Here is a 14,478-nt window from a genome sequence, read left to right as displayed (position 1 = left end):
GGGTTTTCGCTGTGCAAATCGGTTCAAGGGTTTAAAATGATGTTATTCGCATTGCAATACAAGAGTCCGTTTTATGAAAAGTTTATTGATTACCCAAGCCAAAATCGTTAACGAAGGCCGAATTTTTGAAGCCGATGTGTTTATTCAAGATGGCGTGATTGCGCAAATCGCACCGCAGTTGTCGGTGGCGGCGGACGTGACCATCGACGCGGCCGGCCAACATTTATTGCCTGGGTTTATCGATGACCAAGTGCATTTTCGCGACCCTGGGTTCCCGGCCAAAGGCAGTATTGCGACTGAATCGAAAGCGGCGATCGCGGGCGGTACAACGACCTTTATGGACATGCCGAACGTGAAACCGACCACCACCACGTTGGAAAATTTGGAAGCCAAGTATGAACTGGCCGCCAAAACCGCTTGGGCCAATCACTCGTTTTATCTGGGCGCCACCAACGACAACATCGAAGAAGTCAAAGCACTGGATCCGAACGCGACCTGCGGGGTGAAGATTTTCATGGGAGCGTCCACCGGGAACATGCTGGTGGATCGTGAGCAGGCGTTGACCGATATTTTCACCCACAGCCCGACCTTGATTACCACACATTGCGAAGACACGCCGATGATTAAAGAACAGGAAGCCCTGTATCGCGAAAAATACGGTGATGCGATTCCGATGCAATACCATCCGGATATTCGCTGTCGGGAGGCGTGCTATAAGTCGTCGTCTTTTGCGGTGGATTTGGCGAAGAAAACCGGGGCCGATTTGCACATTCTGCATTTGACCACCGCCGAAGAAATGGCGTTGTTTGCCCCGGGGCCAGTCGAAGGCAAAAAAATCACCGCCGAAGCCTGTGTGCATCATTTGTGGTTTACCGCCGACGATTACGCGGAAAAAGGCGGTTTGATCAAATGTAACCCGGCCATCAAACAACAGTCCGATCGTGATGCCATTCGCCAAGCGGTGAAAGAAGGGCGGATCGACATCATTGCCACCGACCATGCGCCGCACACCTGGGAAGAAAAACAAAGTGACTCCTACTTCGGCACGCCGGCCGGTTTGCCACAGGTGCAGCAATCGCTGACGGCGTTACTGGATATGGTGCATGACGGGGTGTTCGATTTGGAAACCGTGGTGCAGAAAACCTCGCACAACGTCGCCATCCGTTACCAGATTGAAAAGCGCGGCTTTATCCGTGAAGGGTATGCCGCCGATTTGGTGTTGGTGGACATGAACCGTCCGCATACCGACACCCGAGAAAATAATCTCTACCAATGCGGTTGGTCGCCTTGGGAAGGCCACACCTTCAAATCGTCGGTGATGAGCACCATCGTTAATGGCGAACTGAAATACCACCAAGGCAAATTCGCCGAGTTTACGCCAGGACAACGCCTGACATTTACCCGTTAAGCGGAATCCGCATTTTCACCAGGCCTGGCTAAAACGGTGACCGATGGAACGCATGAAGCCGATGAGGCGCATTAGACTCCGTGTGCTGTCGTGGACAGAGTGGCCAGAACGGTAAAATTTTTGACTTTTCAGGCGTTTATAACAAGCCTTCTATTGGAAACAAAGACATAAAGCCGACGGAGAATTTGCGCCAGAGGCTGGTTTCCGGGGAATGGTAAGCCACCTTGGGTTTTCCATCCTCCAGATAATGCCAAGCTACGCCATAGTCTTCGTAAGCATTGGCTTTTTCACTTTCCGGAATCGGGTCCCAAGCCAGTTTGTAAACATAATGACCATTGAGCACTTTCTCTATTTGAGTTTGGGTTTGTTGGGCCAGTACCGGCTGATCGAGGATGGCCACCAATTCGGTATTTAGCTGTTTCGATCTTGGATCCATATTGGCCGAACCGGCCACGAGATAGCGCCCGTCAATCAACATTAATTTGGTATGCAAAGACAAATGCTGTTCGCGAGGGTTCACCGAATGAGGGTATTCATTGATAATGACTCTAGGGCGTAACTCATAAAGATGAACGCCCATTTGTAATAATGCATCTCTGTACTCACGATAACCGCTGTAGACCACGGCGACATCGGTGGAAGCCATTGAATTGGTAATGACCGTGACTTTGATGCCTTGACGGATCCACTGTTCGAAATCCTTGATGGTTTGAGGCGAAGGAATGAAGTAAGGCGAAACGATCATGATTTCTTTTTCAACGTTTATCGATGAACCTATTTGACCACTGATGGTTTTGTTGTGATCCATCTGCGCGCTGACTTTTTTCGGCGGGTCAAAGTAAAATTTCGGTCGAGCATAGAAGACGTCTAAATAATGGGAACCTTCGGTTTTCTGAAAGCGTTTTGAAAAGGGAGTCTTTGCCAGCTTTTGTCTGGTTTCGAGGACGTTTTTTGATTCCAATAATGAATCATAAGCCTCTAAACTTTCTTTAAAGTCTTCTCTTTCAAATTTATATTTGGCCAGTTGATCAATGGCAACCGCCCAATCACTTTGCCAGTAGACATCAAATTGATATTCCACCTCTTTCGCAAAAGGGCCGACGCTCATCAAATCAAAGTCTAGAAACAAGCGACCATCATCGGCGGCATAGTATTCATCTCCAATATTGCGCCCGCCAATAATGGTCGCCAAACCATCTGCGGTCAGAGATTTGTTATGCATGCGCCGCCCCAACGTATCCATATTAAAAACCAGGGACCAGTTTCGCAGGACTTTTCGAAAATAAATTGGATTAAACAGTTTGATTTCAATATTGGGGTGAAGATTGGTCATCGACAAGATTTTGTCTTTGCTGGCGATGTCCAAATCATCCAGCAATATTCGGACTTTCACGCCCCGGTTCGCCGCCTGCAAAATGTGATCAATCAGAATCGATGTGGTGTCACCATTGTGAAAAAGATAATATTGAATATCGATTGTCTCGCGGGCGTTATCAATGAGAAACAATCTGGCCGAAAACGCATCCATCGGGTCGCTTAACGGTAAAAATCCACTGCTTTCTGGCGAGTTTAATGTTTTCTCGGAAAAATAATAGGAAAAGCCTTTCCCCGCTTGGATTGGGTGTTTGAGAGAGGAATTTAAAAATAACGGCCTAAATTCCTGTTCCAGTTGGACATTGCTTTCGGTTGCTTGCTTGGGAGCGATTGCACAAGACGTCAGGGTGAATAACAAAACCCCCAGCAAGCTAATTTTTAGAATGTCGGTCATAATCAATGGCCCAAGATCAGAGAGATGGGGTTCGCCGTATGATCGTGAAGTAGGCGCTTCCGTTATATGGTTCAAAAGTTGTGTGTTCAAAATAAGTGGTGACAGCCCGGCTGTCGACCGACACTGGGTCTGTTTAGGTTCGCTAAATGCCTTAAGAAAATGCCATAGTCGGTCTCTTTTTCGTCAATTCGGTTTTTATAATTTTAGCGAATACAGAAATAAATTTTTATAAATTGAATTTCTAACGGTCATCGCTTAGGTTTCAGTAAATCGTTGTGACAGGGCGGCGACGCCCAATGTATTTGGAAGCATGTATTTCAAATGCCATTGTAAGGCCATGTCGGCGGCGAGATGTTCATCTGCCGATCACATTCCCGAAACCACCAGGCCTGGCGGAAAGTCAGATGATTTGGCCCAACTTTCGGATTGGCCCAACCATTTTTGCTTGCGTTCGTTCTGGCTCGGCGTTAAAGTTTGAGGTACGCGTGAAAACGTATCAAACATAACAATCGTCGTCGACGAAAGCGTCACTCTGAGTGCAATAGGAATGAATCATGTCAGAAGTTTTTATTGGCCGCCAACCGATTCTTGATCGTAATATGAAAGTCTTTGCGTATGAGCTGGAATTTCATCAAGGACTGAACCCCAACCAAACCACCATTGAAGCCACTGAACAATTGTTGGAAAAGACCGAATCCGAAATCGGGTTTCAGTCGATTGTCGGTTCTCATGCGGCGGTGATGCAGTTGCCGCGCGAGTTGATTGCCAAAGCGAAATGGCCGAGTTTCGACCAGAACCATAACATCGTGTTGGAAATCCCCAACGACGTGAATAAGGACGTCGAGATTCTCAAAAGCTTGAAGGCCTTGAAGCTGGAAGGTTCCGCCATTGCGCTGGATAACTTTATCGATGATGAATCCAGCGTTAAGTTGGCCTCGATTAGCGATTTCGTCAAAATCGATAACGAAGCTCACTCCGAAGTCAAAATGAAGTCCATGTTGCAGGATTTGCATGAAAAAGGCGTCAAGGTGATTGCGGAACGGGTGGAAACCGAAGAGATGTTCAATTATCTCAAACGCATCGGTTTCGATTATTTTCAGGGCTACTTTTTCACCAATCCAGTGGTGATGAACGGTCAGAAATTGACCGGCAACAAGCTGACCTTGTTGCAGTTGATGTCCAAAATCAACGACCCCAAAACCAAATTCGAAGAACTGTCCGGCATTTTGAGCCAGGATGTCGCCTTGACGCACAAGTTATTGGTGGCGGTGAACAATCCGGCGACCATGATTCCCATCAAGGTCGAGTCGGTTTCCGATGCCTTGAAATACATGGGGCTGAAGCGTTTGAAGTTCTGGGTCAATATGATGATGCTGGGCGATTTGGAAGATGCGCCGAAAGAACTCTTGACCACCTCGCTGATGCGCGCTAATTTCTGTGAAAAGTTGGCTGAAAAAACCGGTCATGCCCGTGAACGCGACACTTTCTTTTTGGTCGGCCTTTTCTCAAATCTGGGCGCGTTTTTCCGCGCCCCGATTGCCGAAATTCTCGACGAAATGCCTTTGTCCGATGAAGTGAAAGAGGCCTTGATTCATTATCGTGGCCCGATGGGGGAAGCGCTGTCGTGCTTGAAACAATTGGAAAGTGCCGGAGAAACCGTCGCCAATCTTCGTTATGGCGAAGTCGGCATTTCCGATTTGGCCAATTTGCTGCTGTCAGCCTCGGCTTGGGCGCAACAGGCCATGGATAACCCTTAACCTTTTCGGCGGCGAGGCCGCCATTCTAGAATGGACCGTGTTTACGTTCAGCCGTAACCAAAGAAGGAACGACTATGATGCAATCAATCAATCCCGCAACCAATGAACTGTTAGCCGAATTCGATACCTGGGATCAAGCCACGCTCGACGAGATGGTCACGCAAGCCGGTTACGGCTTTGCCGACTGGTCGAAACTGACGCCGCTGTCCGACCGTATCGCATTGTTGAATCGCCTGGGCGATGTGTTGTTGGACGACAAGGAAGTCTTGGCGGAGTTGATTACGCTGGAAATGGGCAAGCGTTACGCTGAAGCGGTGGCCGAAATCGAAAAGTGCGCCTGGTTGTGCGATTACTATGCCGAAAATGCAGAGCGGTTTCTGGCCGATGAAATGATTGAAACCGATGCCAGCAAAAGCTATGTGGCCTATTTGCCGCTGGGCGTGGTGCTGGGCGTAATGCCGTGGAATTTCCCGTTCTGGCAGGCATTGCGGTTTGCGGTACCGACCGTTACCGCCGGTAACATCGGTTTGTTGAAACACGCTTCCAACGTGCCGCAGTGTGCTTTGGCGATTGAAGAAGTGTTCCGTAAGGCCGGATACCCGGACGGGGTCTTCACGACCTTGATGATCGGTTCCGATAAGGTGGAGTCGGTGATTCGCCATCCGGCGGTCAAAGCCGTGTCTTTGACCGGCAGTGAACCGGCCGGTCGTAAAGTGGCCAGTGTCGCCGGGGAAGAGTTGAAAAAATCCGTGCTGGAATTGGGCGGTTCCGATGCCTTTATCGTGCTGGATAACGCCGATATTCAGACAGCGGTGGAAAATGCGGTGAAAGGGCGTTTCATGAATATGGGGCAAAGTTGTATCGCTTCCAAGCGCTTTATCGTGGACGCGGGGATTATCGATGACTTTATCGAGCGCTTTAAAACGGCGGTGGAGTCACAGTTCGAAGCGGGTGATCCGATGGAATCGGATGCGACCTTGGCGCCGATGGCGCGTCAGGATTTGCTCGACGAGTTGCATCAACAAGTCACCAAGTCGGTTGAAATGGGGGCGAAAATCGTCACCGGCGGTTATCAGTTGGATCGCCCGGGGTGTTATTATGCGCCCACCATTCTGACGGATGTGACCAGCAATATGCCGGCGTTCAGCGAGGAGTTTTTCGGGCCGGTCGCCATTGTATTGAAAGCCACCGAGCCGGCGCATGCACTCGGGCTGGCCAATGCCACCGACTTCGGTTTGGGCGGTTCCATCTGGTCGAATGATTCGGCCACGGCGGAAACCATGGCACGTGGCATGGAATCGGGCGCGACCTTTGTTAACAGCATTACCTTTTCCGATCCGCGCATGCCGTTCGGAGGAATTAAGCATTCCGGTTACGGGCGTGAACTGTCGGGACAAGGCATTCGCGAATTCACTAATATTAAAAGCATTTGGATTAAATAATGACATTGCTCTGGAAAACCCTGGTCGATTTGAAAGAACCGGCCATTCTGATTCGGCTGTTTATTCCGTTCGCCGTTGGCCTGGTTTTGGTTTCGTTGATGGGGTATGGCGTATTCGGCCTGTTGTTGACGAGCGACTTCATTACGCAGAGTGCGTTTGTACAGGACTTTGAAAGTTGGAAGCTTCAAGCCGAGAACACCATCGGCGCGATTCCGTTGGTGGGCGGATTGGTGCTCTGGTTTTTGGGCTTTACTGTCGCGGTGATTGCCGGGTTGCTGGGCATCGTGCTCGGCAGTTATCTGGTGCTGTTGTTCGCAATGATCGTGACCGGCTTTATGACCGATTCGCTGGTGAAAGCGGTGCATGACAAACATTATCCGCACACCGAATACCACGGTCACGGCTCGATGTTGGGCATGATTTGGAAACTGGTGAAATTCGGGTTGTTGATTTTGCTGCTGTTGATTGTGACTTTCCCGCTGCTGTTTGTGCCGCTCATCAATGTGGTGTGGTTTTGGTTGATCGGGTTCTTGTTTTTCCGTTATGCGGTGGTGCTGGATGTGGGGCAGGTGATTCTGCCGGAAGCCTTGTTCAGCCGCTTGAAGCCGCTGACGAACTGGCCGCCGACTTTCGCCGTCGGGGTGCTGTATGCTTTGAGTGTGTTCCCGATTATCAGCTTTTTCGCACCGGTACTGGCGGTCATCGCCTTGTCGCATTATTACTTCGACCAGCTGTCATTGGAACCTGGGTCGAAAAGTGACGCGGATACCATTATCGATTAACGACTCATCGTTTTCCGGTTCGTTTCGTGAACCGATTCACCATTTCAACGTCCGATGAAGTTGGGCGTTGAAATGGCAATTCTGACCAGGCCTGGTCACTTTTCAGTCAAGGTTGCCGTGGCTTTTACTCGATACGCCGCGTGGCAGGCGATGCAGTTTTTTTGCAGTTGCGCGAGGCGTTTCAATATCACCGTTGAATCTCCAAGAGTTCCCGCCTCGTTGGCGATGTCTTCAAAACCTCGATGTACTTGTGGTCCTAAAGCTTTAAAGCCTTTTGGCAGTTTGGCTCTCAAGCTGGGCGGTGTCGAGCGCATTTGCTGAATGCCGACGTTACGAGCGGTTGCTTCAACCGTTTCCATGTCATTTTTCAAGCTGGCCGCTAGAATTTTTTGGCTGGCAACCAAAAACTGGCGCATTTCGCTGAGCAACATGGCTTGTTCTTCTTCGTTGAGCCAGACGACGGTTCGGTTATCGGCTGAGAATGCAGGAAGTGAGATTAGAGTGAACAGGGTGCTTAATGCGAGGCGTTGTAATACGGTTTTCATGTCATGCTCCTTTGGTGGTTTTGGCCAGGCCTGATTGTAGAATTCGAATCAGTTGGTGCGTAAATTCGTTCAGTTCCGGGTCGATCTTTTCCGGGCTGTCGATGCGATCGCGCATGGGTTGGCTGGTGAGGAAAAAGCACAGACTGCCAATGACCATGAAATGCGGTGTCAAAGCATTGAATGACTCGAATATGCCTTCTTGTTGTCCCTGGTTTAATAGGTTTTTCAAGGTCGATAGCAAACGCTGCATTTGTTGACGCGCGGTATCGGGCATGTGTTGGCCTCCGGAAGCGATTTCGCGCATCAGTATCGACGGCATGGCGGGTTTTTCACGGGCTTGTTCGGCAAAGCTTTGAATGAAGATTGCAAGCTTTTCGTGAGGTGTCGAAGCCTGGTCGACGGCATCGGCAACCGGGGCGGCTACGCTGGCGAACAGTTGGGTCAGGCAATGTTCATAGAGCGTGGCTTTGTCGCGGAAATGGTAGTAAATACTGGCCTTGTTGACTCCGGTTCGCTCCGTCAACTCATCCATGATGGTGCCTTCATATCCTTTTTCAGCAAACATTTCGGTCGCACAAAGCTGGATTTTCAGGGCGGTTGCGTTCGGTTTTCGGGTGTTTGGTTTCATAGTGCTTCTTCAGAAATGCATAATAATTAACTATATAGTTTAACTATTTAGTTAAATTTTTCCAGCTGAAAAGTGTGAAAGAAATGTGCAGGGAAAAGTGGGAGGGGTTTTAGCGTTTTTTCTTCGCTTTGGTGTCTTTTTTCTTTTTCTTCTTCGGTTTTTTCAGGGTGTCTTTGAGCTTGAAGTTGGGCTCCAACCCCGGAATTTTGGCCAGCGGAATGCGCTGTTTGAGGTGATATTCGATGCGTTGCAGGTTGGATAGGTCATGGCGTTCCACTAGGTTGATGGCAATGCCGACTTGTTGTGCGCGGCCGGTTCGACCGATGCGGTGGATATAAGTATCTCCACGGAAAGGTACGTCGTAGTTGATGACGTGGGTGACATTGAGAATGTCCAAACCGCGAGCGGCGACGTCGGTGGCAACCAGTACCTTGATTTTACCTTGTTTGAATTTATTGGTCTTTTCCAGACGCTTGGCTTGAATAAAGTCGCCGTGCAATACGGTGCTGGACACGCCTTCGGCCTGTAACCAATCAGCCAGTTCGATGGCGCGGTCTTTTTTGTTGCAGAAAACAATCGCGCTTTGGCAGGTGTCGTCTTCCAGAATCGATTTCAATAACGCTTGTTTATGGGTCTTGTCGTTGGCCAGATAGGCGAATTGTTGGATTTGGTCGGATTGTTGGTTCGGCGCATCCACTTGAATGACGCTGGGTTCATCCAGAATCTCTTCGGCGAATTTCGCCAGTCCTGACCCGCCGAGGGTGGCGGAAAAGCAGGCGGCTTGAAAATCGCCGGGAATGGCTTCAATCAACGCCAGAACGTCCGGCCCTTGCCCCATATCGAGCATGCGGTCGGCTTCGTCGATGATGAGAAGTTCCACATCGGACAAGTCGATGAATTCCTTGGTCATGATGTTCAGCAAACGGCCCGGCGTGGCGACCAGTATGTCCATGTCGGCTTTCAGAATTTCCAATTGCTTGTCGGAGGCGAAACCGCCGGTGACGATATTGGAACGGAAAGGACAGTGGGTGCCGAGTTGTTTGACGACCTTATGGATTTGAAATGCGAGCTCTCGCGTCGGGGCCAGAATCAGCACGCGAGGGTGGCGGCTGGGTTTGGGAACATCCAGCAAGAATTGCAGGGCCGGTAGCACGAAGGCGGCGGTTTTACCCGTGCCGGTGGCGGCACCAGCCAGTACGTCCTTGCTGAGCAGCATTTCGGGAATCGCTTCCGCTTGAATCGGGGTCGGTTTGTGGAAATGCTGTTCTTCGATGGCGCTCAGCAGCACCGGGTCAAGGTCTAATTCTTCAAATGTCATGCTGGACTCACGTGATGGCTTGAGCACGGTTGATCGGTCGGACTCACACAATGAAAGCGTTTTGCTTGCTATTCGCCCGTGGCGATATTATAGCAGGGCTCGTAATGCTCCGTGCCTAATTTCATGCGGCGTTGAGCGACGAACGACTTGAGCAGATTGTCCATGCGTTTCATGATTTCCGGGTCGCCATTGATTTCAAACGGACCCCGTTCATTGATCTGCGCGATGCCTTCGCTTTTGACGTTACCGGCCACGATGGCGGAGAACACATTGCGCAACTGGCCCGCCAAATGGTAAGTCGGTTGGTCTTTATGCAGCTCCAGCGCGGCCACGCTGTCATGTGTCGGCACGAAAGGTTGTTGCAGTTCGTAAGGAATGTGCAGGTTCCAGTTGTAGTAGTAAGCATCACTGGTAGCTTTACGGAAGGCCTTGACGTCTTGGATGCCTTCTTCGATGAAGTCGGCGACTTCTTCCGGGCGATCAATGAGGACGGTCAGTTTGCGCACCGCTTCCTTGCCGAGTGCGTGTTCGATGAATTCCAGCACGGCATCGAAGTAGGCCTGTCCGGATTCGGGCGCGGTCAAGACCACCGGGAAAGGGATGTTGTTGTTTTGCGGGTGCAGCAACACGCTCAGCAAGTAGAGAATTTCTTCCATGGTGCCGGCGCCGCCCGGGAAAATAATAATGCCGTGCCCTAAGCGCATAAAGGCTTCGAGGCGTTTTTCGATGTCCGGGAAAATCGCCAGCTCGGTGACGATGGCATTCGGCGCTTCGGCGGCAATTATGCCCGGTTCGGTCAGGCCGATGAAGCGGGCGTGTTTGTAGCGCTGTTTGCCATGGCCAAGCACGGCGCCTTTCATCGGGCCTTTCATGGCGCCCGGTCCGCAGCCGGTGCAGATGTCCAAGCGACGTAGGCCAAGATGGTAGCCGATCTGCTTGGTGTATTTGTATTCTTCCAACGGAATGGAATGGCCGCCCCAACAGGTGACGATGTTCGGGTCGACGTCGGGCTTCATCAAGCAGGCGTTACGGGCAATGTGGAAAATGGCATTGGTCAGCCCGAATGGGGTTTCCAGGTTGAATTCCTGGCTGTCGATGATTTCGTTCTGAGCGTAAATCAAATCACGAATCACAGCGGTTAAATGTTCTTGCAGACCTTCAATCATCTCGCCGTTGACGAAGGCATTCTCCGGCGCGTTGTCGATTTCAATCTGCAAGCCGCGGCCTTTAATGTGCACCTGAATCTGAAAGTCCGGATGCGCTTCCAAAAGCGCCATGCCGTTGTCGTCTTTGGTGCCGGTGTTGAGAACCGCCAAACTGCAACGACGGAAGACTTCGTTCAAGCCTGTTTCGGTCTGGTCACAAAGCTGTTGGGCTTCTTTGTAGGAGAGGATTTGCAGGGCGCCGGCCGGGCGAATTAAAACTTTTTTGATGATGCTGTTCATGATAGATTAGTGCTTGTTTTCTCTGACAGGTTGATATTATGCGCTCAAACGCACCCTACGAAGAAGGTTTTTTGATCCTTTTGTTGCTGACAGCCATCATTGGATTGCTGTGGCTCTTCTCGCCGTTTCTGGAAGCGTTGTTGTTCGCCATGATTCTGGCGACCGCGACCTATACAATGTATTTGAAGATTCTACCCAAAGTCAACCGCTCGGAAACGTATGCGTCGGCGATCATGAGCACGGTGGTGTTTTTGACGGTGATTGTACCGGTCACCTATTTGCTGCTGGAAGTGGGCTTGCAGGTGGGGCATATTTTCGGTCAGGCGCAGCAATGGTTGTCGCAGCAGACGCCGGACAGTTTCGCGCAATTAAACCAAAACCTGGTCAAGATCATCCCCATTCCGGAAGAAACCCAAGCGCAATTGATTGAACAATTGCGCGAGAACTCCGGCAAAATCATCAAGTTTGCGCAGGATACCATCGTGTTTCTGGTCAGCGGGGTTTTCGGCAGTACCACATCGTTTTTGACCTTTATTCTGCTGGCGGTGTTTGCGTTATTCTTTTTCTACCGTGACGGCCACCGCATCGCGCATCACCTGAAAGTCTTATCGCCGTTGGAAAACTATTACGACACCATGATCATGAATCGTTTTTCCAACCTATCGAGCATCTTGCTGTTGTCGGTGCTGGGCATCGCGTTTATGCAAGGTCTGGTGTTTGCGTTTGTTTCCTGGGGACTCGGCTTGCCTGGCTTGTTTATCGGGATGGCGATTGCAATCACGTCGTTTATTCCGATTGTCGGCGCGGCGTTGGTTTGGATTCCGCTGACGTTGGTGCTGCTGGCGCAGGGTAATTATGTCGGCGCCGGGGTGGTGGTGTTCTTCGGGGCTTTCGTAAACGGTTTTGTTATCGATAATATCGTGCGCCCGATGCTGATTCAGAAAATCGCCCGCTCCATCGGCAGTGGCACGGATGATTTGGCGGTGGCCAATCATACCTTGATTACGGTGCTGTCCACCTTCGCCGGGTTGATTCATTTCGGTATGATCGGTTTGTTTTTCGGGCCGGTCATCGCCGCCATGGCCATCACCATCTTTGATGTCTACGCCCATAAAAATTCCGATTTACTCGACCGAACCTAAAAGAAAATCCGTTTTAAGGGTTTTTACTCATCGAAAACTTTTGTCAGCGATTAAAAACATCAATGGGGATAAGGCATTACGAATGTTATGATGCCTGTAACTGAACCTGTTTCAGCCCCTAGGTAAAGATGTGAACCACACACAAAAGATAATAGATGGAGGAAAGATGAAAGTCATTTCCAAGTTAGGTACGATCATTCTGATCAGCAGTGCTCTGGTCAGTCCGCAGACGTTTTCGGCCGATACGGAAGACCCTTATACCGCCGGGTTTGAAGCCTGGGCCAAAGAGATGGGGAATGGTAACGTAGCCGCCAGCGCGGCCAATACCTATGTGAATGAAGTCAAATCGACCATGAAGAAAGCCGGTTACATTGGCGACGAACTGCCGTTGCCGAAAGCGGTGAAGGTGACCGACGGTGTGTACACCATTGTCGGCAGTCAAATCTGGCATAATCCGTCCAACTTTGGACTGAACAATAATATTTCCTTTGTCCTTTTCAAGGATGGTGTGTTTGTTTTTAACGCTGGGGCCAATCCGGCGATTGCCTACAGCGTGCATCAGCAAATCAAGCGCATCACCAATAAACCGGTTAAGTGGGTCGCGGTCGAAAACAACCAGGGCCACGCCTATCTGGGGGCCAGTTATTGGTGGGATGTCGGCGTGAAGCACCTGTATTCCAGCGAATTGGCCAATATGCAGTTTGACCAGTCGTTTGATGCAATTAAGGCCGAATGGGCCTTGCGAGTCGGCAATTCCATCACCAATATGGCGCGCAACGTGTCCGACAAATTCACCACCTTCAATAATAAATTGAGCGTCGATGTCGGCGGCGGTGAAAAGTTCATTTTGATGGATTTTGGGCCAGGGCATACGCCGGCGTCTACCAGCGTGTACATTCCGACCCGTAAGGTGTTGATGACCGGTGATTTGGGCTTCAACGAGCGGATGCCGGTGATGTTTGCTTACACCAACAGCATGGAGTGGGTGGCGTCTTTCGAAAACATGATGTCGCAAATTCCGTCCGACGTGCATGTGATTCCGGGGCACGGAACGCCGACCGATATGGCCACGGTGAAGAAGCAAACCTATGACTACTTCAAGTATGTGCAGAAAGAAGTGCAGAAAGTCGTGGATAACGGTGGTAACCAGGAAGATGCTGAAAACATCGACCAATCGATGTATAAAGATCGTCCGGTCTTTGACCAAGCGGCGAAAAACAACGCCCGACGCATTTACAATGAAATCACCGGCGGCGATTTTTAAGTCAATGCTTTGAATTCGATACGAATAAAAAAGGGCCGAAAGGCCCTTTTTTATTGTCTGTTTGGTTGTCAGAGACTCAGTCTTCCAATGAGTAAATGACCACTTCGTCCTTCAGGAACAACGGAATCAACAAGCGGTTGCGTTTGCTGTCGTAGCCCAAGTCCGCCGGAGATTCCAGGTCGCCGACAATCAATTCCAAATGGTCGTCAGGGGTAATTTCGTAAACCCCTTTGGCTTTCCAGCTGGAGGTGATGAGGCGGTTGTCATTGGTCACAATCAAGCCGTCCAGACGATTGAACGGCAAGGTCATGCGCGAGGTTTCCGTGCCGTCCAGTGTCATGGTGCGAAGCTGGCCGGAACCAAGCGTGACCATCCAGAGTGTGTCGCCTTTGGCGTAAACGCCGTTCGGATGGCCGAGTTTTCCGCTTTTCAGTTTAATGACTTTTCCTCCGGCATCGACTTTGTAAATCGCTTCGGTGCCGGACGGTTTGAAGCCGGGTGCCATGCCGCTGTCGGTGACGTACAGGCCGCCGTCCGGTGCCGGGCTGACGCCGTTAATGAAGCTGCTGCCGGGAAAAACGATGTCGTCCAATTGTTTTTTGCTGCTCAAATCGAACACGCGCAGACGGTCAATGTCGGCCACATAGAGTTTACCGTCTTGCGTCACCATGCCTTTCGGCGCGTTGAGTGCGATGTCGTCGCTGGCGCCATCCAACCATTTCAATTCAATCACTTCGCCGTCCGGTGACAACTTGGAAATAAAGCCGTTGTCGTCTTTTTCAAACGGGCTGCCGTTGATGTTGGCGACCAGATAAGTGTCGCTGTCGGCTTCGTATTCCATGGCTTCCGGTGTGGCGAACCCGACACCTTTCAAGTGGGCGTTATCGGCCAAAGTGGTCGTGAACGGGAGGGTTGGCAATAAGGCGGCCAGCGCCCAGGCGAGAGGGTGTTTTTTCAATAACATGGTGATTTCCTCTTG

12 protein-coding genes are annotated in these 14,478 nt (G+C 50.5%); 6 read left to right on the top strand and 6 right to left on the bottom strand.

Annotated features, from left to right (window positions below; translation table 11 throughout):
* Positions 1-73: 73 nt before the first annotated feature.
* The gene (locus EPV75_RS10430) at positions 74-1,408 is read left to right on the top strand and encodes a dihydroorotase (RefSeq protein WP_128385349.1); all 1,335 of its coding nucleotides are present in this window, start codon (positions 74-76) and stop codon (positions 1,406-1,408) included.
* 136 nt (positions 1,409-1,544) lie between these two features.
* On the opposite strand, the gene EPV75_RS10425 is transcribed toward EPV75_RS10430, so the two are convergent.
* On the bottom strand, positions 1,545-3,176 hold the full coding sequence (locus EPV75_RS10425) for a phospholipase D family protein (protein ID WP_128385348.1): 1,632 nt from the start codon (positions 3,174-3,176) through the stop codon (positions 1,545-1,547).
* Positions 3,177-3,730: 554 nt separating this feature from the next.
* Here EPV75_RS10425 and EPV75_RS10420 point away from each other — a divergent pair.
* The 3 genes from EPV75_RS10420 to EPV75_RS10410 all read left to right on the top strand — a co-directional run bounded on the left by EPV75_RS10420 (position 3,731) and on the right by EPV75_RS10410 (position 7,157).
* Positions 3,731-4,933 carry an EAL and HDOD domain-containing protein gene (locus EPV75_RS10420; RefSeq protein ID WP_127119266.1) on the top strand — a complete coding sequence of 401 codons (1,203 nt, stop codon included), beginning with the start codon at positions 3,731-3,733 and terminating at the stop codon, positions 4,931-4,933.
* A gap of 74 nt (positions 4,934-5,007) precedes the next feature.
* Positions 5,008-6,375 carry an NAD-dependent succinate-semialdehyde dehydrogenase gene (locus EPV75_RS10415; RefSeq protein WP_128385347.1) on the top strand — a complete coding sequence of 456 codons (1,368 nt, stop codon included), beginning with the start codon at positions 5,008-5,010 and terminating at the stop codon, positions 6,373-6,375.
* Positions 6,375-7,157 carry an EI24 domain-containing protein gene (locus tag EPV75_RS10410; RefSeq protein ID WP_068649526.1) on the top strand — a complete coding sequence of 261 codons (783 nt, stop codon included), beginning with the start codon at positions 6,375-6,377 and terminating at the stop codon, positions 7,155-7,157. Before EPV75_RS10415 ends, EPV75_RS10410 begins: the two co-directional genes overlap by 1 nt.
* A 95-nt stretch (positions 7,158-7,252) precedes the next feature.
* On the opposite strand, the gene EPV75_RS10405 is transcribed toward EPV75_RS10410, so the two are convergent.
* The 4 genes from EPV75_RS10405 to ppnN form a co-directional block, all read right to left on the bottom strand.
* Positions 7,253-7,702 carry a hypothetical protein gene (locus tag EPV75_RS10405; protein ID WP_128385346.1) on the bottom strand — a complete coding sequence of 150 codons (450 nt, stop codon included), beginning with the start codon at positions 7,700-7,702 and terminating at the stop codon, positions 7,253-7,255.
* A 1-nt stretch (position 7,703) separates the two neighbouring features.
* Complete coding sequence (locus tag EPV75_RS10400) at positions 7,704-8,330, bottom strand: TetR/AcrR family transcriptional regulator (protein WP_128385345.1); 627 nt, start codon at positions 8,328-8,330, stop codon at positions 7,704-7,706.
* Between the two features lie 109 nt (positions 8,331-8,439).
* Positions 8,440-9,648 (bottom strand): DEAD/DEAH box helicase, encoded by a 1,209-nt coding sequence (locus tag EPV75_RS10395; RefSeq protein ID WP_128385344.1) that lies wholly within the window; start codon positions 9,646-9,648, stop codon positions 8,440-8,442.
* 68 nt (positions 9,649-9,716) lie between these two features.
* Positions 9,717-11,093 (bottom strand): nucleotide 5'-monophosphate nucleosidase PpnN, encoded by a 1,377-nt coding sequence (ppnN, locus tag EPV75_RS10390; protein WP_128385343.1) that lies wholly within the window; start codon positions 11,091-11,093, stop codon positions 9,717-9,719.
* A 38-nt stretch (positions 11,094-11,131) separates the two neighbouring features.
* Here ppnN and EPV75_RS10385 point away from each other — a divergent pair, with 38 nt between their 5' ends.
* Together EPV75_RS10385 and EPV75_RS10380 are read left to right on the top strand one after the other, a co-directional pair.
* Positions 11,132-12,235: an AI-2E family transporter gene (locus EPV75_RS10385; RefSeq protein WP_128385342.1), complete on the top strand. Its 1,104-nt coding sequence runs from the start codon at positions 11,132-11,134 to the stop codon at positions 12,233-12,235.
* Between the two features lie 166 nt (positions 12,236-12,401).
* Positions 12,402-13,499, top strand: a complete 1,098-nt coding sequence (locus tag EPV75_RS10380; RefSeq protein WP_128385341.1) for an MBL fold metallo-hydrolase — start codon at positions 12,402-12,404, stop codon at positions 13,497-13,499.
* A gap of 76 nt (positions 13,500-13,575) precedes the next feature.
* Here the strand turns inward: EPV75_RS10380 and EPV75_RS10375 are convergent, their stop codons facing one another.
* A complete protein-coding gene (locus EPV75_RS10375) occupies positions 13,576-14,463 on the bottom strand; it encodes an SMP-30/gluconolactonase/LRE family protein (protein ID WP_128385340.1) in 888 nt (295 codons plus the stop codon).
* Positions 14,464-14,478 lie beyond the last annotated feature (15 nt).

Origin of the sequence: Hydrogenovibrio thermophilus, assembly GCF_004028275.1 — a bacterium.
Classification (GTDB): Bacteria; Pseudomonadota; Gammaproteobacteria; order Thiomicrospirales; family Thiomicrospiraceae; genus Hydrogenovibrio; species Hydrogenovibrio thermophilus.
This window is presented reverse-complemented; position numbering and strand designations above follow the sequence as displayed.

What these genes read in the sequence shown, in the direction of transcription:
- EPV75_RS10415 (WP_128385347.1), top strand. Translation starts at nt 5,008, where the DNA reads ATGATGCAATCAATCAATCCCGCAACCAATGAACTGTTAGCCGAATTC.
- EPV75_RS10425 (WP_128385348.1), bottom strand. Translation starts at nt 3,176, where the DNA reads ATGACCGACATTCTAAAAATTAGCTTGCTGGGGGTTTTGTTATTCACC.
- EPV75_RS10400 (WP_128385345.1), bottom strand. Translation starts at nt 8,330, where the DNA reads ATGAAACCAAACACCCGAAAACCGAACGCAACCGCCCTGAAAATCCAG.
- EPV75_RS10430 (WP_128385349.1), top strand. Translation starts at nt 74, where the DNA reads ATGAAAAGTTTATTGATTACCCAAGCCAAAATCGTTAACGAAGGCCGA.
- EPV75_RS10380 (WP_128385341.1), top strand. Translation starts at nt 12,402, where the DNA reads ATGAAAGTCATTTCCAAGTTAGGTACGATCATTCTGATCAGCAGTGCT.
- EPV75_RS10405 (WP_128385346.1), bottom strand. Translation starts at nt 7,702, where the DNA reads ATGAAAACCGTATTACAACGCCTCGCATTAAGCACCCTGTTCACTCTA.
- ppnN (WP_128385343.1), bottom strand. Translation starts at nt 11,093, where the DNA reads ATGAACAGCATCATCAAAAAAGTTTTAATTCGCCCGGCCGGCGCCCTG.
- EPV75_RS10410 (WP_068649526.1), top strand. Translation starts at nt 6,375, where the DNA reads ATGACATTGCTCTGGAAAACCCTGGTCGATTTGAAAGAACCGGCCATT.
- EPV75_RS10385 (WP_128385342.1), top strand. Translation starts at nt 11,132, where the DNA reads ATGCGCTCAAACGCACCCTACGAAGAAGGTTTTTTGATCCTTTTGTTG.
- EPV75_RS10375 (WP_128385340.1), bottom strand. Translation starts at nt 14,463, where the DNA reads ATGTTATTGAAAAAACACCCTCTCGCCTGGGCGCTGGCCGCCTTATTG.
- EPV75_RS10420 (WP_127119266.1), top strand. Translation starts at nt 3,731, where the DNA reads ATGTCAGAAGTTTTTATTGGCCGCCAACCGATTCTTGATCGTAATATG.
- EPV75_RS10395 (WP_128385344.1), bottom strand. Translation starts at nt 9,648, where the DNA reads ATGACATTTGAAGAATTAGACCTTGACCCGGTGCTGCTGAGCGCCATC.